Raw genomic sequence first — 23189 nt, forward strand, 5'->3', positions numbered from 1 at the left:
CTACTAGCGGGTCCTTGACGTACATTTTCCGTCTGGTGTGCCGGGAAGTCTGGTCGGCGTGTAATCGCTCTTCCCTTCCCGGAAAGGGTCCGCCGTGACCATGCCCAAGCGCACCGCACCCGCTGCCACACCGCCGGCCGCGGCCGGCCGCGGCCCGCGCCGCGCGGTGCTGTTCTTCGCTTTCGCGTTCGCCGTGATCGCCGACCCGGTCTCGTCCGTCGCCTACGCGATCGAAGCCGCCCTGCACGCCCTGCACGGCGACCTCGCCCTGCTGCTGCCCACCATGGCCCTGGTGGTCGGCCTGGTCGTGGTCGTCACCGCCAACTACTGGCAGCTGGTGCGCCGCTTCCCCAAGGGCGGCGGCGCCGCCGCGGCGGCCGGGCGGGCGTTCGGCGCAAGGTGGACGTTCCTGCCGATCGGCGCCCTGGTGGTCGACTTCGTTCTCACCATCGGCATCTCCATCGCCGCCGCCGCGAGCGCCGTGGTCGCCCTGTTCCCCGACCTGGCACCGGCACGCATCCCGCTCGCCCTGGTCCTGCTCGTGATGGTGGCCGGACTGACCTGGTTCGGGCACCGCGGCCGACTGCTGTTCGCCGCGATGACCGTGGTGTTCGTCCTCGCGGCCACCGCCGTGGTGGTGCTCGGCTTCACCGCCCCGCACAGCACCGGCACCGCACCCGCCCACACCGATCCCGGCCGCTCGGCGGTCCTCGCCGTCGTCCTCGCCTTCCCCGTCGCCATGGCACTCGCCACCGGCGTCGAAGCACCCTCCACCGCGATCGCCCAGCTCGGCCAGCTCGACGACACCCACCGTCGACGCTTCGGCCGCGGCACCCTCGCCCTGCTCCTGGTCATCGTCGGCGGCCTCACCCTCGCCCTCACCGCCCTCGCCGTGAAGCTCCACATCGGCCTGCCCGGTGCCGACTCCACCCACATCGCCGACATCGCCCACGCCGCCGCCGGACCCGGCTGGCTCTACGGAGCCTTCCAGCTCACCAGCTCGCTGCTGCTCCTCGCCGCCGCCAGCTCCTCCTTCCAGGCCGGCCCCGGACTCCTCAAGGCCCTCGCCGGCAGCGACGACCGCCCCGGCGTACTGCCGACCGTGCTCGGCCGCAGCAACAAGCATCACACCCCGTACTGGTCCGTCGTGGTCTTCCTCGGCGCTGCCGCGGTGATCATCGTCGCAGCCGGCGGCCAGGAGCAGGAGCTGGTGCTGTTCTACGCGGTTTCCGTGTTCGTCAGCTTCCTGGTCGGCCTGGTCGCCATGACCCGTTTCGCCCGCACCGAACGCAAGCCGGTGCTCGCCGCGGTCAACGGCATCGCCGCAGCCGCGGTCGCCTTCACCCTCCTGGTCAACCTTCTCCGCGGCTGGCCGATCCTCTCCCTCGTGGCCACCCTCGCCGTCGGCGGCGGCCTTTACTTCCGCTGGACACGGGCAGGCCGCCCCAGCGGCATCGAGGACGTCGAGGCCCGGGCCGAAGCCGACTGAACCCACGCTGCCCGCACTCAGCGGTGCTCGGGGTTCTCGAAGTCGAAGCGGCAGCCGGCGTCCCACTCGGATCGCTGGTTGCCGTGGGCGGGGATCCCGCCGGCGTCCTTGAGCATCCTCGCCAGGTGGAGCTGGTTCCAGGTCATGAAGGTCGTGTTGCGGTTGGTGAAGTCGTTGTCCGGCCCGCCGGAGCCGGGGTCGAGGTACGACGGGCCCGGGCCGGCCTCGCCGACCCAGCCCGCGTCGGCCTGCGGCGGAATGACGTATCCGAGGTGCTGGAGGCTGTAGAGGACGTTCATCGCGCAGTGCTTGGCGCCGTCCTCGTTGCCGGTGATCAGGCAGCCGCCCACGCGGCCGTAGTAGGCGTACTGGCCGCGCTCGTTGAGGATCGAGGAACACGCGTACAGCCGCTCGACGATCTTCTTCATGACCGAGGAGTTGTCTCCCAGCCACACCGGCCCCGCCAGGGTCAGGATGTCGGCGGCCATCACCTGCGAGTAGATCACCGGCCACTCGTCCGTCTCCCACCCGTGCTCCGTCATGTCCGGCCAGACACCGGTGGCGATGTCGATGTCCACCGCCCGCAGCACCTCGACCTGCACGCCCTGGCGCTCCATGATTCCGGTGCTGATGTCGATCAGCCCCTGCGTGTGGCTCCGCTCCGGCGACCGCTTGAGCGTGCAGTTGATCACCAGGGCGCGGAGATCACGGTAGGACGTGGCGGTGTCGGTCATGGATGCGTTCCCCTGCGGACGAATGGGCGGTCGGGCGGCGCGACGTGCCCGGCTGCCGACGTCGATGGGGCTCCGGGTGGGGCCGGCCGGAAATCCCGTCCACTGTCCCGCCCCGTCGGACGGAACGGCCGAACGCCGCGCCAACGGCAGCGAAATCGACCTCCGATCACCCACGTGGCCCGCACCGACGACATGTATCCCCTGCGCGCGCCCGAACGCGTGAGGGCGGGGCCGCGGGCGAGCTCCCGGGACCGCTCGCGGACCGGAGGCAACGCGGGCGGCCGATCCGACGTCTGGCAAGCGGAGAACGAACTGGGCGGACCGACCCCCAGCGTGTGAAGGGACCTGCTTGTGCTCATAGGACTGCTGACCGCCGTCGCCGCCTCGATCTGTTACGGCACGGGATCCGTCCTGCAGGCCGTCGGCTCCCGCAGGTCCGCCCGCCTCGAGGCGGCCGCGGCGGGGCAGACCACCCAGCACGGCGGGCCGAGCCTGTCGTCGACCGCGAAGGCCGCGATGACCTGGGAGTTCATCGTCGGCACGATCCTGGACTTCGTCGGCTTCGGCCTCGGCGCGCTCGCCGCCCGCCTGCTCCCCCTGTTCCTCTCCCAGACCGTGATCAGCGCCAACCTGGTCATCACGGCCGTCCTCAGCGTGAGGCTCCTCGGCATCCGGCTGACCCGCGCCGAGTGGACCTCGATCGGTGTGGTCTGCTCGGCGCTGGTGCTGCTCGCGAGCGCGGCGGGCCCGGAGGGCAGCGGGCGCACCCCGATCGCGACGCACTGGTGGCTGCTCGCGGTCTCGCTGCTGCTGATGGCCGGCGGCACGGTCCTCGTACGGGTGCTCGGCGCCCGGGCGGCGATCCTCGCGGGCCTCCTGTCGGGCCTCGGCTTCGGCGCGCTCGGGGTCGGGGTGCGGATCCTGAACGGCATCGACCCCTTCGACCCGGGCGCGCTCCTGACGGACCCGGCGCTGTACGCGATCCTCGTGGCCGGCGTCGGCGGGATGTACCTGCACACGGTCGCGCTGCAGATCGGCTCGGTGAACGGGGCGACGGCGGCGCTCGTGGTCGGCGAGACCGTGCTGCCGGGGATGATCGGCGTGTGGTGGCTGGGCGACGCCTCCCGCGCCGGCTTCGCCTGGCTGGCCGTCCTCGGCTTCGTCCTGGCGGTCGCGGGTGCGGTGGCGGTCGCGTGGTTCGGCGCCCCGGAGAGCCATGGGGCGGAGCCCGAGCGCCACGGGGCGGAGCCCGGGCGCGCGCCGGAGCCCGGAAGCGTCCAGGAGCCCGCACGCGTTCCGTAGGGCCGTGGAGCAGGCGGGGCCGGTGCCGGGCACGTTCCCGGCACCGGCCCCCTTGGTGCGTGCCCGTCACAGACGGACGTGCGTTCCCTTCGGGGTGATCGTGTCGAAGGGCAGACGGACCACCGTGGAGCCGTCCGCGGGAAGCGGCGCCCCCACGGCCTTGATCTCGTCGTCCGTCAGGAACCTGCGGACCAGCGTGAACTCGTCCATCGAGCCCCGGAACCAGTCCTTGGGCAGGGCGTCCGGACGGGTTCCCAGCAGGATGCCCTGGACGTCGAATCCGTCCTGGTACGTCAGCGAGCCGGCCACGGCTCCCGACGCGGTCGCAAGCAGCTTGGTCCCGTCACCGATCGACAGCGTCAGCTCCCCGGCGTCGCGGCGCAGGACCACGTGCCGCCAGGTGCCGTCGCCGAACACGGTGTTCGCGGGGGCCTTGGCCACCAGGCTGGTGATCCCCCGGTCCGTCTGGACATGGGCGACGACGTCGTTCGTGCCGGACCTGGCACGGATCCACAGCTGGCGTTCGGTGGTTCCGACCCCGTACGCCCTGACCAGCACCGGTTCGTCGTTCTCGGCCGCCTGGTAGCGGACCCAGGCCGCCAGGGTGAAGTCACCGTCGCCGAGCGCCTCCGCCTCCCCGTAGGGCAGCTCCACGGAGTCGTCCACCCCGTCGAAGCCGAGGCCGCGGCCGAACCTGCCGTCCGCGTCCGTGACGGTGGCGCCGCCGCGTACGAGGGCGTTGTTGCACTGCGACGAGGCGTCGTACGTGCCGCGCGCGGCGGGGTCGTCGGCAGGCCGCATCACGAGGTGCTGCTCCGTGTTGCCGGGCTCCATGCTCCACCAGACGGTGGGCGCGGGGGTCAGCGGCGGGCTCCAGCGCCCCTCCACCGTGTCGAGGATGTCGGCCCGCTCCGCCTCGCTCAACGCCCGCTGGTAGAAGCGGAAGTCGTCGAGCTGTCCGGTGAGGATCTCGATGCCCTCGGGCTTCGTACCGGTGGCGTCGCGCTTCGAGCCGATCCTGACGCCCTCGGGGGCGGGAACTCCGTCCGTGAAGGAGCCGGTGAATCCCGTCGCGGTGGCCGGAGGTTCGCCGTCGACGCGCATCGTCAGGGTGCCGCCGGCGCGCGTCAGGGTCAGCAGGTGCCACGCGTTGTCGCCGAACGCCCGGCCGGTCCTCGTGTCCTCCAGATCGATCGTGACGGAGGCGGAGGTGGTGACCGCACGGGCGTGGAGCCGCTTCGTCGACGGCTTCGCGCCGACCGACAGCAACGGCTTCCCGTCGGTGGACCCGTACGCCGACAGCAGCGTGGCGCCCTCGGGGTTCACGGCGGAGTCGTACCGGAACCAGAGGGCGAAGGTGAAGTCCCCGGTGCCGTTGTCCACGGCCGGGACGTAGGGCACCTCCACACCCGGGAGGTCCTTGGAGACGGCGAGCGCGGCGCCGCCGACGCGCCCCGGGACCTGTGCGCTCTCCGGGTTCCGGGTGCCGAGCAGCGTGCCGTCGGCACACCGGCCGGAGACGTCGTCCTGGATGCGGACGTTCGTCAGCGACGCGGCCCCGGCGGTGTCGACGACCTCGAAGGGCAGATGGGCCTTCAGCGAGGCCGGGGCAACGGTCTCCCGCCCGGCGCCGCGCAGCGCCGGCCACAGCGTGGGATCGACGGCCTCGCGGTAGAGGCGGAACTCGTCGAGCGTGCCCGTGAACCCGTCGTTGGCGTCGACGTCGGCGACGCCGGTGTCCAGCTTGTCGCCGAGGCGGATGCCCTGGACGTCGTCCTTGCGCCAGGGGGCGAGCCGGCCGAGGTCGAACGTCTTGACGGCCGGGGGGAGCCCGTCGACGCCGAGCTTGATCTCGGTGCCCTTGCGGGTGAGCACCAGGTGATGCCAGACACCGTCTCCGAAGGCCGGCGTGGCCTTCTTGTCGAGCGGCGCCTCGACGGTCAGCGTCACGGCGCCCTTCTCACCCTCCACGCGCGCCATGACCCGGTTGTGCTCCGGCTGGACCCGGGCCCACACCTGCTGCTTCGGATCGCCGACGCCGTACGCCCACATGAGGGCCTGCTGCGGGGACGCGGACGTCGCGTCGTACATGAAGAACAGGGAGTACGTCATGTCGCCCGAGCCGCCGTTCAGCGACGCGGTCCAAGGGAGGTCGGCGTGACCCTTGGTGCCGCCGGCGCCGCCGTTGAGCTTCAGTCCCTGACCGAACGTCACACCCCCGAACGCCGCGCCCGGGCCGGAGACGGTGCCGTTGCCGAGGTAGGCGTCGTTCGCCTCGGCGGTCGTGTCGGGCGTGGTCCGCCCGGCGGCCGGCGCCTGCTGCGGCAGGCCGGCACCCTTGGCCGCGAAGGTGCCCGCTTCGGGAAGCCGGAGCTGGTCCACCGTGAAGCGGTTGAAGTAGATGTGCTGGGCGGAGAACGACGTGCCGCCCTCGTACACCAAGCCGATGTCACCGGCCGACAGCTCGGCCATGTCGGAGTAGCCGGCCCGGTCACCGAGGACCTTGCTGACCTGCCCGCCCGGCGCGTCCTTCCAGGTCGCCCCGTCGTCGAGCGAGTAGCGGATCCTCATCTCCTGGCGCAGGTCCGGGTGAGAGGGGCTCGACATCAGGAGCAGATCGCCCGGGGCGGTCTCATAGGTCTTGCGCGGGGCGAGGACGGACACCTGGACGTCGGGGCCCACCCAGCCCTGGGTGTACCCGAGCCTGGGCACCTTGACCTTCGTCTGCGCGTCCACGGGGTCGACCACCTCGGTGGCGGTGACGTGCATGCGGTGCCGGTCCTCGTACGTCGCCGGCAGCGTCGTGTTGACGCGGACGTCGTACGGGCTGCGGGCACTGACGTAGACGCTGCCGTCGGCGAGCTCGGCGACCACCGGCTCTCCGGGCTTCGCCACGGGAGACTCCGGGCCCCAGTCCTTCCTGTCGGGATCGGACGCCGTCGGTATGCCGGGGACCTCCTTGGCCCGCAGGAACGAGTCCTCGGTGAGGCTGCTCTTCCAGCTCGCGCCCCGGTCGTCGCTGTAGAGGACGCCGACGCGCTGGTCGTCCCCGTTCACGGTCTCGTACGCCCCGACGACCATCCGTCCCTCGTGCGGATGGTCCTTCTTGAGGATCTGGATGCCGTGGGAGGGCCCGGTGCCGAACCATCCCGTGCCGGTGGTCAGGCGCGGGACGGCCGTCGGCGCCTGGAAGGTGAGACCGTCGTCGTCGCTCCGCTGCACCCAGGACATCCGGGTGCCGCCGGGGAACGCGGGCTCGGAGTTGGAGAAGAGGAACACGGCCCCCTTCTTGTCGTCCATCACGTCGGCGACGGGCGAGGGGTTGCCCCGCACCTGCGCGGGCCCGGCCGCGCTCGCCCGGCCGGAGGAGACGACCCGGATCGGGGACCAGGTGCGGCCCTCGTTGGTGGAGCGGCGCATCACGATGTCGACGGGGCCGCGGTCGGCGCACGACGGAGAGGTCCTGGCCTCGGCGAACGCGAGGAGGGTGCCGTTCTTCGTGGTCGTCAGGGTGGGTATGCGGAAGCAGCCGTAGCCGGCGGTTCCGGATCGGAAGAGGACCTGCTGCTGGACTCCGAGGCTTGCCGCGCCGGAGAGTTCGGTGCCGCTCGCCGCCGCCGGCTGCGCGGCGGCGAGGCCGAGCAGGGAGGCGCAGGAAGCCAGTGCGGTGAGCAGGGCGACGGGTCGTCGTCGCGACCGTGATCGTGACCATTTCATGATCACGAAGGTAGCTTGCCCCCGACCGGTCACTCTACGCAGGGCCGCCGTCACCCCAGGCCGTTTCTCTCGGAAGCACCCGGCCGAGATCCGGAAGGGACGGCCTAGCTCACGCGGGCCGCCACTGTCAGTCCGGAAGGTTCCGGGTTCTCCGCCGGGGAGGCGCGTCACTACCGTCCGAACGGCCCGTTCCACGGTGGCCGGAACGGCCTTCGCCACGCGTCTTCCCCTGGAGGTCACGTTGACCGCGCACCACCCCTCCCGCAGGAACATCCTCAAGTCGGCCGGCGGGCTCACCGCCGCCCTGGCCCTCGGCGCCGGCGGCGTGCTCGCGGCGGCGCCGACGGCCGCGGCGGCCGGCGACGGCTTCGGCCTGCGCATCGTCGACCGCAACGAGAGCGACCCCCGCATGTGGTACTACCGCTTCCAGACGGACGCCATCGGCTGGAACCCCGGTGTCAACGTCCTGCTGCCCGACGACTACCACTGGAGCGGACGCACCTACCCCGTCCTCTACCTCCTGCACGGCGGACTCGAGGACTTCATCACCTTCGACGCCCACCACGACATCCGCGGCCTGACCGCCGGCAAGCGCCTCATCGTCGTCATGCCCGACGGCGGACGCGCCGGTTGGTACTCCAACCCGGTCAGCTCGGCCGCCGGCCCTCGCAACTGGGAGCACTTCCACATGGCGCAGCTGCTGCCGTGGGTCGAGGCCAACTTCCGTACGTACGCCGAGTACGACGGGCGCGCCGTCTCCGGGTTCTCCATGGGCGGCTTCGGCGCGCTGAAGTACACGGCCAAGTACTACGGCCACTTCGCCTCCGTCAGCGCCCACTCCGGCCCGGCCAGCCTGCGCGGCAGCAACGGCGCGGTCACCCACTGGGCCAACCTGTCCTCGGCCGCCGTGGAACTCAACGGCGGCAGCGTCTACGGCATGCCGTTCTGGGACGAGGCACGGGTCAGCGCCGACAACCCGATCCAGCGCATCGAGAGCTACCGGCACAAGCGGGTCTTCCTCGTCGCCGGCACCAGCCCCGAGGACATCCAGGGCTACGCCAACGAGACCGTGGTCCTGGAGACCCAGCGCGAGTTCAAGTGGAACCTCGACCGCGTGGGCATCCCGCACGAGTCGTACGAGCTGCCCGGCGGCCACTACGTGCGCCGGGACATGCTGGAGCGGGACATCAACGGCGTCATCGACCGCCTGCGCAAGGCGTGACGGGAGGGCGTCACGTGCTGTCCGGTCTTCCCCGACGCGCGCTGCGCGTCCTGCTCGCCGCGACCGCGGCCCTGGTGCCGGGCCTGCTCCTGGCGTCCCCGGCCGACGCGCGGACATCCGCGCAGCCGTCGGCTCAGACATCCGCGCAGCCGTCGGCTCAGACATCCGCGCAGCCGTCGGCTCAGACATCCGCGCAGCCGTCGGCTGAGGCAGTCGCGCGGACATCCGCGCGGACGTCCGCGCGGGTCCTCGGCTCGGCCATCGCGTGCCCGGCCGCCGGGCCCGTCACCCAGCACTACCACAGCGGCCACAACGGCGTGGACATCGGCGGCGCCTACGGGGCGCCGATCTACGCCGTGGGCGACGGCGAGGTCACCATCTCGGGATACGAGCCCGGCTACGGCCAGTGGATCCGCATCCAGCACCCCGACGGAAAGATCTCCGAGTACGGGCACATGTTCCAGCGCGACGTGTTCGTGGGCGACCGCGTCGTGGCCGGCCAGCAGATCGCCCTGATCGGCTCCGAGGGCAACTCGTCGGGCCCGCACCTCCACCTGCGGATCTGGGGCGACCCGTCCGCCACGTACGGCATCGACCCCGAGCCGTACCTCGCGGAGGGCGGCGTGGAGCTGCCCTGCGTGCCCGGCAGCGGTCCACGCCCCACACCCCTGGTGCATCCCGTGGAGTCGGGCCGGGTGGTGTCGGCGAAGTCGGCCGACGGACGCCTGGAGGTGTTCGCGGCCGGGGCCGACGGAGTGCACCACGCGTGGCAGACGAGCGTGAACGGCGCCTGGTCGGAGTGGGAGTCCCTGGGCGGCCCGGCCGGCGCGGAGCTGGCCGTCGGGCCGAACGCGGACGGCCGGCTGGAACTGTTCGCCATCAACGGGAACGTGTTCCAGCACCGGTACCAGCTTCAGCCCTCCGGGGCCTGGTCGGGCTGGGAGGCGTTCGGCGGTGGCGGCAAGGACATCGCCGTCGGCGCGAACGCCGACGGGCGACTCGAGGTCTTCGCCTCCGGACCCGTGGGCGTCTTCCACAAGTGGCAGACCGCCCCCAACGGCGGCTGGTCGGAGTGGGAGTCCGCCGGCGGCGGACCGGCGAACAGCCGGGTGGAGATGGAGAAGGCCCCGGACGGGCGTCTGGAGGTCTTCGCGCTGAACGGCGACGTCTTCCAGCACCTGTACCAGACGGCGGTCAACGGCGGCTGGTCGGCGTGGGAGGACTTCGGCGGCGGCGGACGCGACCTCACCGTCGACCACAACCAGGACGGGCGTCTGGAGGTCTTCGCCTCAGGCCCAGTCGGCGTCTTCCACAAGTACCAGACGGGTCCCACGAGCTGGTCCGAGTGGGAAGGTACGGGCGGCCCGGCCGACTCCCAGCTGACCAGCCAGCGGACCGCCGACGGCCGGGTCGAGGTGTTCGCCGTCAACGGCACCGTGGCCCAGCACATCTGGCAGACCGCGGTGAACGCGCCGTACGACCGGTGGGAGTCCTTCGGCACCGGCGGTACGGAAGTCACCGCCACGGCGAACGACGACGGCCGCATCGAGGTGTTCGGCACGAGCCACGCGGGCGTCTTCCACAAGTGGCAGACCGGCTTCGCCAGCTGGTCCGAATGGGCCTGGCTCAACAACAGCTCCGGCCCCGCCGTCAGTTGAGGAGAAGGAACAGGTGGCAAGCACACAGCGCGCTCGAAGAGCGCCCCGTCGCGTCGTCCTGTCGGCGCTCGTTTCGTTGCTCCTCGCCGCAGGGGTCCTCGCCGGCGCCTCGCCCGCGTACGCCGCCCCGAGCGACCTGTGCGCCCAGGTCGGCTACCAGGCGGGCTTCCGTGGCGACGCCCTGGTGACCGCCGTCGCCGTCGCCCTCGCCGAGTCCAGCTGCGACCCGTCGGCGACCAACACGTACAACAACACGCCGCCGTCCCGCGACCGGGGCCTGTGGCAGATCAACGACTACTGGCACCCCGAGGTCGACGACGCCTGCGCCTACGACGCCCAGTGCAACGCGAACGCCGCCCACGAGATCTCCAACGGCGGCACGAACTGGCAGCCCTGGTCCACGTACAACGCGGGACACCACTGGCGGCACATGGACGAGGCCCGGGCCGCGGTCGACCGCCTCGGCCACCACGAGCCGGGGCCCGCGCCGCTGGTCTACCCGGCGGAATCGGGCCGGGTGGTGTCGGCGCGGTCGGCCGACGGCCGGCTCGAGGTGTTCGCGGCCGGGGCCGACGGAATCCACCACGCGTGGCAGACGAGCGTGAACGGCGCCTGGTCGGAGTGGGAGTCCCTGGGCGGCCCCGGCGGAGCCGAACTCGCCGTCGGGCCGAACGCGGACGGCCGGCTGGAACTGTTCGCCATCAACGGGAACGTCTTCCAGCACCGGTACCAGCTTCAGCCCTCCGGGGCCTGGTCGGGCTGGGAGGCGTTCGGCGGTGGCGGCAAGGACATCGCCGTCGGCGCGAACGCCGACGGGCGACTCGAGGTCTTCGCCTCCGGACCCGTGGGCGTCTTCCACAAGTGGCAGACCGCCCCCAACGGCGGCTGGTCGGAGTGGGAGTCCGCCGGCGGCGGACCGGCGAACAGCCGGGTGGAGGTCGAGAAGGCCCCGGACGGGCGTCTGGAGGTCTTCGCGCTGAACGGCGACGTCTTCCAGCACCTGTACCAGACGGCGGTCAACGGCGGCTGGTCGGCGTGGGAGGACTTCGGCGGCGGCGGACGCGACCTCACCGTCGACCACAACCAGGACGGACGCCTGGAGGTCTTCGCCTCGGGCCCCGTCGGCGTCTTCCACAAGTACCAGACCGGCCCCGCCGGTTGGTCCGGCTGGGAGCCGACCGGCGGTCCCGCCGACTCGCAGCTCACCAGCGAACGCTCTCCCGATGGCCGGGTCGAGGTCTTCGCCATCAACGGAAGCGTCGCCCAGCACCTCTGGCAGACCGGCGTCAACGCCCCCTACGGCCAGTGGGAGACCTTCGGCACCGGCGGCACGGAGGTCACCGCCGCCACCAACGCCGACGGCCGCATCGAGGTCCTCGGGACCAGCCAGGCGGGCGTCTTCCACAAGTGGCAGACCGGCTTCGCCAGCTGGTCCGAATGGGCCTGGCTCAACACCACCTCCGGTCCCGCCGTCAACTGACCCCCGGGTCCCCCTGGAGAACCGTCATGCGACCGCTCAGCAGGCGGAACCTGCTGCGTGCGGCCGGAGCGGGAGCCCTCGCGCTCCCGCTCCCGGCCCGCACCGCCTCCGCCACCCCCGCGTACGCGGCCGACCCGCCCCACCAGTGGCTCGCCGCCGGCCCCTTCACCCACGTCCACGACCCCTCGCTCCCCGGCCGCCGCCGCTACCTGAACGACCACACCCTCGTCCGGGCCGGCGACCGCTGGCACCTGTTCGGCATCGTCGGCGACAGCGCCCCGCCCGGACAGGCGCCCGACAGCTCCGCCGAGACCGCCTTCCTGCACGCCTCCGCCCCCAGCCCGTACGGCCCGTGGACCGGCCACCCCGACGCCCTGACCGTCGACCCCTCGTACCACGGCGAGGAACACCTGTGGGCGCCGCACGTCATCGAGGCGGACGGCACCTACTGGATGTTCTACGCCGCTGGCGGCCGCTCCGGCGCCGCGATCAACCTGGCCACCTCCACCGACCTGTTCACCTGGACCCGCGTGCCGTCCGGCCCGCTGTTCCGCGGCATCGCCGCACGCGACCCGATGGTCGTGCGGATCGGCGACGCATGGGTCATGTACTACACGGAGCTGTCGGCGACCGACGGCCGGCACCTCGTCGCGTACCGCCGCTCCACCGACCTGCGGCACTGGAGCGCACCCGGCACCGCCTTCGCCGACGAGTCCACCGCCTCGTCCGGCGTCTCGGTCACCGAGTCGCCGTTCGTCGTCGAACGGGACGGCTGGTACCACCTGTTCCTCGGGCCCCGCGGCGGCTACGACGGCACCGACGTCCTCGCCTCGCGCGACCCCTTCCGCTTCGGCCTCGACGGCTACGCCGGACACGTGCCCGGACACGCCGTCGAACCCTTCACCGACGGGCAGCAGTGGTACGCGAGCGCCGCCGGCTGGTTCGGGCACGGCCTGTACGTCGCCCCCCTGAGGTGGCAGGACACGCCTCCGACGTGGCAGAGCCCCGACAACCCGGCCGCGGCCCTGGACGTCCGGGGCCGGCTGACCCTGTTCGCCCTCGACGCGGGCGACCGGTCCATGCTGCGGCGCGTCCAGCTCGACGCCGGCACGGACACCTGGTCGGAGTGGGAGCGGTTCGGCGGCCCGGCCGGAGCGGTGCCCACGCTCGGCCGCGACACCGACGGCCGTCTGGAGGTGTTCTCGCTCGCTCCCGGCGGCGCCCGCCTGCACCACCGGGTCCAGCGGCCCGACGGCACCTGGGACGACTGGGAGGAGTTCGGCGGCCCCGCGGGCGCCGCGCCCGCCGTCGCCCGCGACGCCCTCGGCCGGCTGGAGGTCTTCGCGCTCAGCCCCGGCGGCGCGGTCGTCGCCCGCCGGCGCCAGTCGTCACCCGGAGCCCTGGCCTGGGACCCGTGGGACCCCGGCTTCGGCGGTGCGGCGGGAGCGCCGCCGGTCGTCGCCGCCAACGCGGACGGCCGCCTCGAAGTGTTCGTGCTCGCGCCCGGCGGCACGGCGCTCCTGCACCGCTGGCAGACCGCCCCGGGAGGATCCTGGTCCTCGTGGAACCGCTTCGGCACCGCCGCCGGCGCGGCACCCCGCGTCTGCCGCGACGGAAGCGGCCGGCTCACCGTCACCGCGATCGCCCCGTCCGGTGTCGCGGCCTTCCAGCGCCGCCAGTCGGTGCCGAGCGGCGGCTGGGACGACTGGCAGCCGCTGCTCGGCTGGTCGACCGCCGCACCGCTGCTCGTACCCGGTGACGACGGACGGCTCGAGGCGTTCGCCCTCGCTCCCGGCGGCGGCCGGCTCGCCCACCGCTGGCAGACCTCACCCGGCGGCGCCTGGGCACCCGCCGACGTCTTCGGCGAGGACTTCGGCGAAGCCGGCACCGAACTCGCCGCGACGCCCTCGGCAGCGGCCGACGCCACCGGCCGCATCCATGTCTTCGCCGTCATGACCGACGGGCGGATCCGCACCCGCGTCCAGGAACGGCCCGGCGGCGGCTGGCTGCCCTGGACGGCCTTCGGCGACCGCGCGATCGCGCCCCTGAGAACGGGCAGCCCCGCTCCCTGACGCCCGCTCACGGACGCCGGCACCGTGACGCCGGATCCCTGATGCCCGCTCCCACCCCGCCCACCCCGCCCGGTCGCTCCCCTCCCCACCACCCCCCTCCGCCGCGTCACCGCGTCCGGCCGAAGTGGCCGATGCCACGCGGTGAATACCCGTGCGCAGGCGGTAACGTTCGCTGTGTCGGACAGCGGCCGGGACACATGGGACGGACGGGACGGGGGAGCGGTGAGCGGGATTGTCGTCCACTTACCCGAGGGGAGCGGCGGCGACGCCGTGACCCTGCGGCTCGGGCCGGGGGAGCGGGTGCGGTTCGGCCGCGGCTCGGCCGCCCACCCGGTGGAACTCCGCATCGCCGACGAGGCGGTCTCGCGCCTCGCCGGAGAGATCCGTGCCACCGACGACCACTGGCAGCTGAGCAACCTCAGCACCACCCACGGCTACCTGGTGGAGAACCCGGAGGGCGCGGGCGAGTACCTGCGGGTCCCGCCGCGGCGACTCGGGGCTCCCATCCCCTTCGAGTTCTCCCGCGTGGTGCTGCCCTCGCGCCGCGACACGCCGGTCTTCTTCCAGGTGTTCGCCCCCGACCACGTCTATCTCGACCCGCACGCCGCCGGCGGCTCGTGGGAGAGCCGCACCCTCACCGCGTACTCCCTCGACGAGACCGCCACCTACTTCCTGGTGCTCGTCGCGCTCTGCGAGCCGTGGCTGCGCGACCGGTCACCCGTCGCCGTGCCCACCACGCCCCAGGTCGTCGAGAGGCTGCGCGGACACGCCTCCTGTGCCCGGCTCACCGCCCGCGCCGTCAGCGCCCACATCGACTACCTCGCCGACGAGAAGCTGCGTATCGGCGCCCCCGCCCCCGACGCGGCGGGCCGGGCCGACCGCAGGAACGGCAAGCGCGAGGCCGTCGTCGGGCTCGCCCTCAAGTTCGGGATCGTACGGGAGGAGCACCTCGCGCTCCTGCCGCCGCGCTCCGAACCGGCCGAGCCGGACGCCAGGCGGTGAGGACGGCGTGATGCGGGCGTCACGGGACCTGGCCGGCTCCTGGGACAGCGACGGGCCGGAACTCCTGCCCCGCGGCCACCGGGTGGGCGCCTGGATCGTCGACGAGCCGATCGGCGCCGGCGGCTGGGCCACCGTCTACGCGGCCCACCCCGTCGACGCGGACGGGCACGGCGGACCGCCGGTCGCCCTCAAGGTGATGCCCACCGCCGGACTCGCGCCCCGACAGGCCCGCAACGTCGCCGAGTCCGCCCGCCGCGAGGTCGAACTCGGCCGCAGGGCGAGCCACCCGAGGCTCGTCCGGCTCCTCGACTCACTCGTCCTCACCGCCCCCGACCGGCCGTCCCTGGACGGCGCGATCGTGCTCGTCATGGAACGCGCCCGCTGCACCCTGCGCGAGCTGCTGGGCTCCCCGGTGGACGAGGCCGAGGGAGCCAGGCTGATCACCGGGATCTGCGAAGGACTCGCCCATCTCCACCGCTCCGGCTGGGTGCACACCGACCTCAAACCCGAGAACATCCTGATCGGCGAGGACGGCGAGGTGCGCCTCTCCGACTTCGGCTTCGCCATCGAACTCAGCGGCACCCACGGCTACTCGGCCCCGATGGGCACCCTCGACTACCTGCCGCCCGAGCGCTGGACGGAGCGGCTCGGCGAGCAGGGCGTCCGGGTGCGGCCCACCGCCGACATCTGGGCGCTCGGGATCGTCGTGCACGAGGTCTTCGCCGCCGGTGCGCCGCCCTTCCCCGGCGCCACGCCGACGGCACGCGGAGCCGCGGTGCAGGAGTACGCCGAGGGCCGCGCGGCCCTGCGGCTCGACCCGGCCGTTCCCGAGTTCTGGCGCGCCTTCGCCACCGACTGCCTCGCGCCCACCCACGCCGCCCGCGCCCCGCACACCGCCGAGCGCCTGCTCGCGCGGATCGCGGCCCGTACTCCCGGGCCGCCGCGCACCCGGCGGCTCCTGCGGCGCTCCGCACTCCTCGCCCTCGCCGTGTGCGCGGCGGCCGGCGCGGCCCTCTGGTCGTACGCGGGACCGGACGGGGCCGGCGAAGGACCCGCCCGGGTCCGGGTGTTCAACGCCGAGCGTGGCTGCCAGGAGCGCACCGACCGCGCCCCCGAGTGCAGCCTCGGCCTCGCGATCGACCCCCTGCGGCCCTACACCGCCGAGAACGTCGTCCCCACCCGGGTGTGGCACGGCGACCTCCTCGACGCCGACTGCCAGCTGCCCGAAGGACAGCCCATCATCGACGAGGACGACCGCCGCTCCTCCGTCTGGCTGCGTATCCGCCTCCCACGCGCGGACACGGCGGCCACGGCCTGGCTGCCCGCCGTCCGCACGAGGGACCATCCGGCGCTGCCGCGCTGCGCCGGACCCGCGCACCCCGCCCGCCCGAGCCTCGGCGGCATGGACCCGGACGGGAACTAGGCCGTTTCTTTCGGATCAGGGCCGGACAGGCCGCGGCCTCTGGTGCGGTGCATCGCAGGCGCCGGAGTTCCGCTAGCGCAGCAGGAACGCCTCGGCCGCGCGGGCGCCGCCGTCGCTGCGGCTCTGCGTGGAGTGCCCCGCGCCCTCGATCACGACCAGTTCGGCCTTCGGGGTGGCGGCGGCCACCTCGCGGGCCCACTGGACGGGGGTCGACAGATCCCGGTCACCGGCGAGCAGCAGCACCGGCATGGTCAGGGTGCGCCCCGCCGCCGGCGGGTTCGGGCGCGAGGCGGGCCAGGGCAGACAGGTCTGCGGAATGCCCTGCTCGCCCGCCGTCTCCCGCTGGAACGGCCACACCTCCGCCGGCCTGATCCGCCGTACGGCCTCCCGCAGCGCCCGCTCCCTGCCCTCGACCGGCGCCGAGGCGTCGCCCCACGGCCAGCGGGAGTCCGCGCAGAGCGTCGCCGCGTGCAGTCCGGAGCTGAAGTCGGCCGGAGACTCGTCGGACGGGCCGGAGAAGCCGGCGACCAGACCGTCCAGACGGGCACGGTCACCGCCCGCCGACGCGTGCAGGGCGCTCAGGATGCCGAACCGCGGGTCGTTCAGCTTCGGGTCGATGATGCTCGCGATGACGAGGAGGTTGAACACGCCGACGCCGTTGCCGTCGCGCCGGACCACCTTCGCGAGGTCGGCGGCCGGGTCGAAGCCGCACCGCTGCTCCCGGCACGCCGTGCGCAGCACCCGGCCGGAGTGGCCGAGCGCGGCCTCGTAGAGCACGCCCGCGCCGTCGAGCGGCACGACCGAGTCGAGCACGAGCCGGCGCACCCGCTGCGGATGGGCGAGCGCGTACCGGCTCGCGGTGAACGTGCCGTACGAGACGCCGTCGACGGTCCACGAGCGCACGCCCAGGGCGCGCCGCAGGTCCTCCAGGTCGGCCACCGTGTCGGAGGTGGTGTAGACGTTCCGGCGCGGTCCGAGGCCGTCGGCACAGGCGGTGACGGCCGCCGGGGTGGGAGCGACGGTGTCGCTGCTGCCCACCTCCTTCTGCAGCGCCGGACAGTCGACGGCGGTGCCGCCGGTGCCGCGCTGGTCGATCATCACGAGCCGGTAGTCGGCGAGCGCCTTGGGCAGCCGGGAGCGGATCCGCGCCACGTACGGGACTCCCGGCTGTCCCGGCCCTCCGGTGAGGAAGAGCAGGGTCCCGCGGGGCGCGTCGGCCGGGCCGAAGACGGCCGCCTGGAGCTTCAGGGTGCCCGGCACCGCGCCGCTGCGGTCGAGCGGCACGGTCAGGTCGGCGCAGGTCACGTCCGGCTGCCCGGGGCACGGCCGGTGGCCGGTGAGACCGGGTGAACCGTCGGCGCGGGCCGCGGGCGTGGAGGGCGCGCCGGCGGCTCCGGGCGCCGAGGTGGCGCACGCCGCGGCGGCAAGGACGGCCGCGAGCGCCGTACCGGCTCTGGTCAGAAGGGTCATCGTCGCGTTCCCCCGCTCGGAAGACGGGATGCCGCGGGTGGCGTCCCCATGACGCCGCGGCACCGGCCGGGGCTCCGGCCGGTGCCATCCTGCGGGCCGCCCGCGCGAGGCGCGTTGGACATTCATGCGCGATCCGAGAGAAGCACCCGCAGGGCGCTGGGGAGCTGACCCGTGTGGCCGCGGCAGAGCCGGGTCAGGTGGGCCTGGTCGGCGAAGCCGTGGGCGTGGGCGAGGACGCGCAGGCTGTGCTCGCCCTCCTCCAGGGCGTGCAGGACGGCACGGATCCGCAGCTCGTTGCGGTAGTGGGTGAGGCTGGTGCCGGTGACGGCGCGGAACACCCGGCTCAGGTGGTGCGGGGAACTGCCCACGCCGCGGGCCAGTTCCTCCAGCGGGAGCCGCAGCGCGGGGGCCCCGCCGGCGAGGAGCGCGCAGGTGTCCCGGACGAGCCGGGCGTGGGCGCGGGCGGTCGCGGGCCGGGCACCGGTGTCGGTCCGCCAGTGGCCGGCGGAGGCGGCGACGCCGTCCAGCAACCGGTGGAGCCGGTCGGCCAGTTCGAAGGTGTCGGTGCCGCGCCGGGCCGCGGCCAGCAGCGCGCGGTGGCGGACGTCGGTGGCGCCGGTGACCGTGAGGCGACGGGAGACCGGCCGTCCGTCGAAGCGGTCCGCGAACAGCTCCGGGCCGACGCGGATCTCCGTCGACCGGTCGCCGGGACCCGCCGGGTGCGCCACGTGGTGTTCGTCCCCGGGGCGGGTGAGATAGCCGCCGGCGGCGTCGGCGAAGAACTCCTCGCCCGCGACGCGGCGGACGTAGCCGCCGGAGCGGGTGAGGACCACGGTGTACGCGTCGGCGTGCCCGGGCCCGACGAAGCCGGTGCTGTCCTCGGTGCACAGGATGTCGTGCACGGTGATCCCGCCCGCGGTGATCCGCCCGCACAGCCTGCCGCGCCGCTCCCGTGCGGCTTCCCGTGCCGCCTCCCGGCACGGCGGTTCGTCGTCCACGCCCGTCCCCCGTCCGCATCGTGCGGCCGGGCTCCCCGTCGGGAGCCCGGCGCGTCTCACGCTCGGGTCACCAGATTGCCTCGACCCACTCCGGGTGGTCGATGAACGGATTGCGGTTGCCCTGGTACGAGTTGAAGATGATGTCGTTGCGCCGCTCCTCGAAGGCGCTCGGCGGGTCCTGCTCGTTCCACTGCTTCAGGACCGAGAGCCGGCCGTGGAAGGGCACGCTGCCGTTGGTCGACGACTCGTTGGGCTCCAGGTCGGCGAAGGCGTCGTCGCCCTCGTACCGTACGGCCATGTAGAGGATCATGCGGGCCACGTCGCCCTTGTCGGCGTCCCGCGGCTCGAAGGAGTTACTGTCCGTGTAGCTGCCGGCGGCGCCGCTGACCGCGCTGCCGCCGAAGTCCCAGTCCTTGTTGCCGCGGGTGCTGTTGACCTGGACGTCGCAGGCGCGCAGGTGGTGCAGGTCGGTGCCGGGGCCGGCCGAGGTGCCGAAGCTGCCGTGCGACTGGGCCCAGACGTGCTCGCGGTTCCAGTCGCCGACGTCGCCGCCGCTGAGGCTCTTGCTGCGCGAGACGCCGCTGTAGAGCAGGATCACGTTGGCGCTGTTGTTCGGGTCCTGGTCGGTGACCTTCAGCGCGTTCCAGACGGCGTCGTACGAGATCTTGCTCTGGCTGCTGATGATGGTGTGCAGCGAGGACTTGAGGCTGGTGCCCGTCTTGCCGACCGCGTTCTTGTAGTACGTGCTGTCGTAGGCGGTGGTCGTGGCACCGGCCGGGGTCGCGGTGACCGTGGGAAGGGCGAGGCCGGCGAGGACGGCGGATATCGCCGCCCAGGTCTTCCAGCCGGATCTCTTCGCGAAGGACGGGTTCGGGGACATGGGGGCCCTTTCTGACGTGGCGGACTGACCCGGGCCGCGACCGACGGGCGGTGCGGCACGGGGGTGTGCGGGGGGAGGGAGTCGGGCGGTCAGCCCACGGTGAGGGAGGTGTCGTCGATCACGAAGGAGGTCTGGAGCTGGGAGCCCTCGGTGCCGGTGAACTTCACCGTCACGGTCCGGCCGGCGTACGCGGCGAGGCTGAAGCTCCGCTGGACGTAGCCGCTCGACGCGTTGAGGTTGGAGTAGGTCGCGAGCGTCGACAGCACGCTGCCGGCGCTGTCGAGGACCTGGACCCTGAGCGTGTCGTACGCGGTGGTCGTGGTGGTCTCGGCGGTGTCGATGCGGGTGTGGAAGACGAGGGAGGCGGTCGTGCAGCCCGCCGGGATCGTCACCGTCTGCGCGAGCGTGTCGGTGTGGGCGGAGCCGTAACCGTTCAGCCAGGCCTTGTACGAACCGGTGCGGGCCGGGCGCCCGCTGTCGTCGGTGATGACGCCCGAGGTCGCGGTCCAGGAGGTGTTCCCCGACTCGAAGCCGGGGTTGGCGAGCAGCTGGCCCGCGGTGCAGGTGCCGCCACCGCCTCCGCCGCTGCTCGTCGCGCCGGAGAGCCAGTCGGTGGCGTTGAGGGCGAGCGCCGCGTTGGTGCCCGCGGAATCGTTCCAGCCGTCGTACAGCGTGTTGCCGGACTGGCCGGTGCCGTCGTCGACCGGCGAACTGTCGCCCCATACGGCGACGCGGCCGGCGCCGAAGGCGCTGGTCGCGAAGAAGGCGCCGGTCGTGCCGGATTGGCCGGTGCGGTAGACCAGGCCCTTGACCGCCGGGTTGGCGGCGGGCTTCAGGGTCACGGTGGTGCCGCTGCGGATGATGCTGCCGGTCACCCTGCCGAAGGAGCCGTTGAGGACCGGGTCGGTGGTGTCGGCGATCGCGCGGGGGTTGTCGGTCTGGACGGTGCCGGTGTCGACGGTGAAGCCGAAGGGGTCGGTGTCGTCGACGCCGTTGTCGGACATCAGGTCGTTGATGACCTCGACCGCGTCCCAGCCGTCGTTGTTGCGGTCGGCTCCGGTGTGGTCGGAGACGAGGAAGAGGCCGCCGCCGTTCTGGACGAACCGCATAATTGCGGTCTTTTCGCTCGGGCTCAGCCGCACGTTCGGCTCGGGCAGCACGAAGGTGTCGAAGTTCTGCAGATCGGTGGCGGCGGTGGTGCCGTAGGTGATCGTGCCGCCGGAGGGCAGTGTCCTGAGCGAGTAGCGACCCGTCTTCTGCAGGGCGACGCCCCAGGCCGAGATGGCCCCGGTCCAGTCGGTCTCGACCGTGGGCGTGGGGTCCTGGGTGAGCGGATCCGGCTGGCCGGTCCCGATGATCCAGTCGGCGTTCCCGGCGGTCTCCGCCTTGGAGTTGTCGAAGAGCACGCGGAGCGGCGTGGCCGCCGCGGCCGCCGCGGTCTCCGTGGTCCCGGCGGCCGGCGCGGCCTGGGTGAACGGGGCGGCGGCCGCGGGGGTGACGAGCGCGGGCGCGGCGGCGACGAGGGCGCCGAGTGCGGTCAGGGCGGCGAAGCGGCGGCGGGACTCCGCGAGTCCGGGCATCCGTAGTCCGGGCATCCGTCGGACCTCCGTGAGGGATGAGGGGTGAGGGGAAGGCGGGTGCGGGTGCCAACTCTGCGCGCGTAGAACATCGGGAACCGGTCGTCCTCCGCACGTGCTGTTGAACCGTACATGACCAAATAGCGTCGACGGAACGCCTTCCTCCGTGCGAATGCCCTCGAATGACGGAGGTTCAGGGGGTGAGCGGGGGGCCGGCTGGGGTCGGGCGGGGGTCGGCCGGCCGGGGGTGGTCGACGGGTGGCGGTCGAGCGATGGCGGGCGGGGGGTCGGGTGGTGGTCGGCCGGGGTGGTGCGGGCAGCGGTCCGGCGGTGACCGGGCGGCGGTCGTGCGGTGGCCGGGCCGCGGCCTTGGGGTCGCCGGTCAGCGGTCGACCGGCAGGCCGCGCGGCTCCTTCACGCGCTTCATGATGATCTGCGAGTTGACCTCCGTGACGCCGGTCAGGGTGGTCAGCCGCTCGATCCACAGCCGCTCGTACGCCGAGAGGTCGGCGACCGCGATCCGCAGCAGGCAGCCGGGGCTGCCGAAGAGGCGGTACGCCTCGATCACGTCCGGGATGTCCTGAAGGGCCGCCTCGAAGGCCTCCACCGTCTCACGGTCCCGTTTCACCTCCACCGACACCAGCACCTCGAAGCCGCGGCCCACCGCCTCCGGATCGATGACCGCGCGATAGCCCTGGATCACCCCGTCCTGCTCCAGCTGCCGGACCCGCCGCAGGCAGGGGGACGGGCTCAGGCCCACCCGCTGGGCGAGCTCCTGGTTGCTCAGCCGGCCGTCGGCCTGGAGCTCGCGCAAGATGTGGAGATCGATTCGGTCCATGGCGCAATTATCCACCACACTCCACTCGCTCCCCGGGCTGGATTGGCAATCGCGTTGCGTGACGATTGGCCTATGGTTGCCGCGCACCCCAGGGAAGGACAGCACCATCATGAAGTGGACGCGCGACGCCCGGCCGCGCCGCATCGTGGTCATCAGCACCGGCGGCACCATCGCCAGCCGCTGGACCGGCAGCGGATACGCCGCCGACGCCTCGGGCGACGACGTCGTGGCCACCGCCGCGGTCCCGGACAACGTCGACGTCGAGGTCCTCGACCTCTTCAACGTCAACAGCTCCCGGATGACCACCGACCGCCAGCTCGCCCTGCTGCGCGCCGTCCACGAGACCCTCGCCGACCCGGACGTCGACGGCATCGTCGTCACCCACGGCACCGACACCCTCGAGGAGTCGGCCTTCTTCCTGGACCTGCACCACTCCGACCCCCGCCCGGTGGTCTTCACCGGGGCCCAGCGGCCCTTCGGCACCGGGGACGGCGACGGGCCCGGCAACCTCTACGACGCCCTCCAGGTCGCCGCCACCGTCCGCGGCCTCGGCGTCCTCGTCGTCTTCGACGGCCTCGTCCACGCCGCCCGTGGCACGGTCAAGACCAAGACGCTCGACTCCGACCCCTTCGCCGACCCCTCCGGCCGGCGCGTCGGCCGGCTCGGCTTCGGGCAGGTCGACATCGAGCGCGAGCCCGAGCGGCCCGCGCCGCTGGCGCTGCCCGCGGCCGCGACCGACGCGAGCGCCGGCGGGCGGCGCGTGCCGCGCGTCGACATCGTCATGCACCACTCCGACAACGACCCGGTCCTCTTCGAGGCGGCCGTCGCGGCCGGCGCCCGAGGCATCGTCCTCGTCGGCACCGGCGCGGGCAACGCCACGCCCGAGATAGCCGAGGCCGTCGCCCGCGCCGTCGAGGACGGCGTGCACGTCGTCCTGTCCACCCGCGTGTCCTCCGGCCCGGTCGCCGAGGTCTACACGGGCGGCGGCGCGGTCGACCTGGCCGCCGCCGGCGCCGTGCTGGCCGGCACGCTGCGCCCCGGCCAGGCGCGGATGGCGCTGCTCGCCGGCCTCCTTGCCGAGAGCGGCTCGCCGGAGCGCCGCAACCAGCTTCTGCGCACCCTCCTCGAAGGACCGGTCCGCGCCGAGCCCGCGCTCGCCGTCGCGCACTGACGCGCCGGAGCCGGCGGGTTCCCGGAGCTGAACGCCGTGGGCGCCGCACCCTCACACCCGTGGGCGGTGCGGGGTCCGGGGTCTCTGCGGAGGTGGGGGTGCCCGTGCGGCCGGACCGCGCACGCCGACGGGCTTCGTTCGTGGCGGGCGCCGCCG

Annotated in this window: 16 protein-coding genes; 9 read left to right on the top strand and 7 right to left on the bottom strand. The window is 73.2% G+C overall.

Translation table 11 applies throughout. The features are described 5' to 3' along the window. The first annotated feature begins 100 nt into the window (after positions 1-100). A complete protein-coding gene (locus tag ACFVGS_RS17985) occupies positions 101-1489 on the top strand; it encodes an amino acid permease (RefSeq protein WP_385693023.1) in 1389 nt (462 codons plus the stop codon). 17 nt (positions 1490-1506) lie between these two features. Here the strand turns inward: ACFVGS_RS17985 and ACFVGS_RS17990 are convergent, their stop codons facing one another. Beyond that, complete coding sequence (locus tag ACFVGS_RS17990) at positions 1507-2223, bottom strand: flavodoxin family protein (RefSeq protein ID WP_384419288.1); 717 nt, start codon at positions 2221-2223, stop codon at positions 1507-1509. A 351-nt stretch (positions 2224-2574) separates the two neighbouring features. Here ACFVGS_RS17990 and ACFVGS_RS17995 point away from each other — a divergent pair, with 351 nt between their 5' ends. Continuing rightward, positions 2575-3525: a hypothetical protein gene (locus tag ACFVGS_RS17995; RefSeq protein ID WP_385693008.1), complete on the top strand. Its 951-nt coding sequence runs from the start codon at positions 2575-2577 to the stop codon at positions 3523-3525. A 66-nt stretch (positions 3526-3591) separates the two neighbouring features. Here ACFVGS_RS17995 and ACFVGS_RS18000 read toward each other — a convergent pair whose 3' ends face one another. After that, positions 3592-7242, bottom strand: a complete 3651-nt coding sequence (locus tag ACFVGS_RS18000; protein WP_385693009.1) for a LamG-like jellyroll fold domain-containing protein — start codon at positions 7240-7242, stop codon at positions 3592-3594. 241 nt (positions 7243-7483) lie between these two features. On the opposite strand from ACFVGS_RS18000, the gene ACFVGS_RS18005 reads away from it, so the two are divergent. The 6 genes from ACFVGS_RS18005 to ACFVGS_RS18030 all read left to right on the top strand — a co-directional run bounded on the left by ACFVGS_RS18005 (position 7484) and on the right by ACFVGS_RS18030 (position 16099). Beyond that, complete coding sequence (locus tag ACFVGS_RS18005; protein WP_384422221.1) at positions 7484-8464, top strand: alpha/beta hydrolase-fold protein; 981 nt, start codon at positions 7484-7486, stop codon at positions 8462-8464. A gap of 14 nt (positions 8465-8478) precedes the next feature. Next, positions 8479-10122 (top strand): peptidoglycan DD-metalloendopeptidase family protein, encoded by a 1644-nt coding sequence (locus tag ACFVGS_RS18010; protein WP_384422219.1) that lies wholly within the window; start codon positions 8479-8481, stop codon positions 10120-10122. 13 nt (positions 10123-10135) lie between these two features. Then, complete coding sequence (locus ACFVGS_RS18015) at positions 10136-11602, top strand: hypothetical protein (RefSeq protein ID WP_385693010.1); 1467 nt, start codon at positions 10136-10138, stop codon at positions 11600-11602. Positions 11603-11628: 26 nt separating this feature from the next. Then, a complete protein-coding gene (locus tag ACFVGS_RS18020; protein WP_385693011.1) occupies positions 11629-13674 on the top strand; it encodes a glycosyl hydrolase family 32 in 2046 nt (681 codons plus the stop codon). A gap of 222 nt (positions 13675-13896) precedes the next feature. After that, the gene (locus ACFVGS_RS18025; protein ID WP_385693012.1) at positions 13897-14676 is read left to right on the top strand and encodes a serine/threonine protein kinase; all 780 of its coding nucleotides are present in this window, start codon (positions 13897-13899) and stop codon (positions 14674-14676) included. 10 nt (positions 14677-14686) lie between these two features. Beyond that, entirely contained in the window at positions 14687-16099 is a 1413-nt protein-coding gene (locus ACFVGS_RS18030; protein ID WP_384422213.1) for a serine/threonine-protein kinase, read from the top strand. 72 nt (positions 16100-16171) lie between these two features. On the opposite strand, the gene ACFVGS_RS18035 is transcribed toward ACFVGS_RS18030, so the two are convergent. The 5 genes from ACFVGS_RS18035 to ACFVGS_RS18055 all read right to left on the bottom strand — a co-directional run bounded on the left by ACFVGS_RS18035 (position 16172) and on the right by ACFVGS_RS18055 (position 21862). Further along, positions 16172-17569, bottom strand: a complete 1398-nt coding sequence (locus ACFVGS_RS18035) for an alpha/beta fold hydrolase (protein WP_385693013.1) — start codon at positions 17567-17569, stop codon at positions 16172-16174. Positions 17570-17691: 122 nt separating this feature from the next. Continuing rightward, positions 17692-18567 (bottom strand): helix-turn-helix domain-containing protein, encoded by an 876-nt coding sequence (locus tag ACFVGS_RS18040; protein ID WP_385693014.1) that lies wholly within the window; start codon positions 18565-18567, stop codon positions 17692-17694. A gap of 67 nt (positions 18568-18634) precedes the next feature. Then, complete coding sequence (locus ACFVGS_RS18045) at positions 18635-19447, bottom strand: endonuclease I family protein (RefSeq protein WP_384422207.1); 813 nt, start codon at positions 19445-19447, stop codon at positions 18635-18637. Between the two features lie 89 nt (positions 19448-19536). Next, the gene (locus tag ACFVGS_RS18050) at positions 19537-21027 is read right to left on the bottom strand and encodes a hydrolase (RefSeq protein WP_385693024.1); all 1491 of its coding nucleotides are present in this window, start codon (positions 21025-21027) and stop codon (positions 19537-19539) included. 379 nt (positions 21028-21406) lie between these two features. After that, positions 21407-21862, bottom strand: a complete 456-nt coding sequence (locus tag ACFVGS_RS18055) for an Lrp/AsnC family transcriptional regulator (protein WP_385693015.1) — start codon at positions 21860-21862, stop codon at positions 21407-21409. A 109-nt stretch (positions 21863-21971) separates the two neighbouring features. Between ACFVGS_RS18055 and ACFVGS_RS18060 the strand changes: the two genes are divergently transcribed. Further along, positions 21972-23033, top strand: a complete 1062-nt coding sequence (locus ACFVGS_RS18060) for an asparaginase (RefSeq protein ID WP_385693016.1) — start codon at positions 21972-21974, stop codon at positions 23031-23033. The last annotated feature ends 156 nt before the right edge of the window (positions 23034-23189 follow it).

The sequence above is a fragment of the Streptomyces sp. NPDC127114 genome (genome assembly GCF_042677525.1).
Lineage (GTDB): Bacteria > Actinomycetota > Actinomycetes > Streptomycetales > Streptomycetaceae > Streptomyces.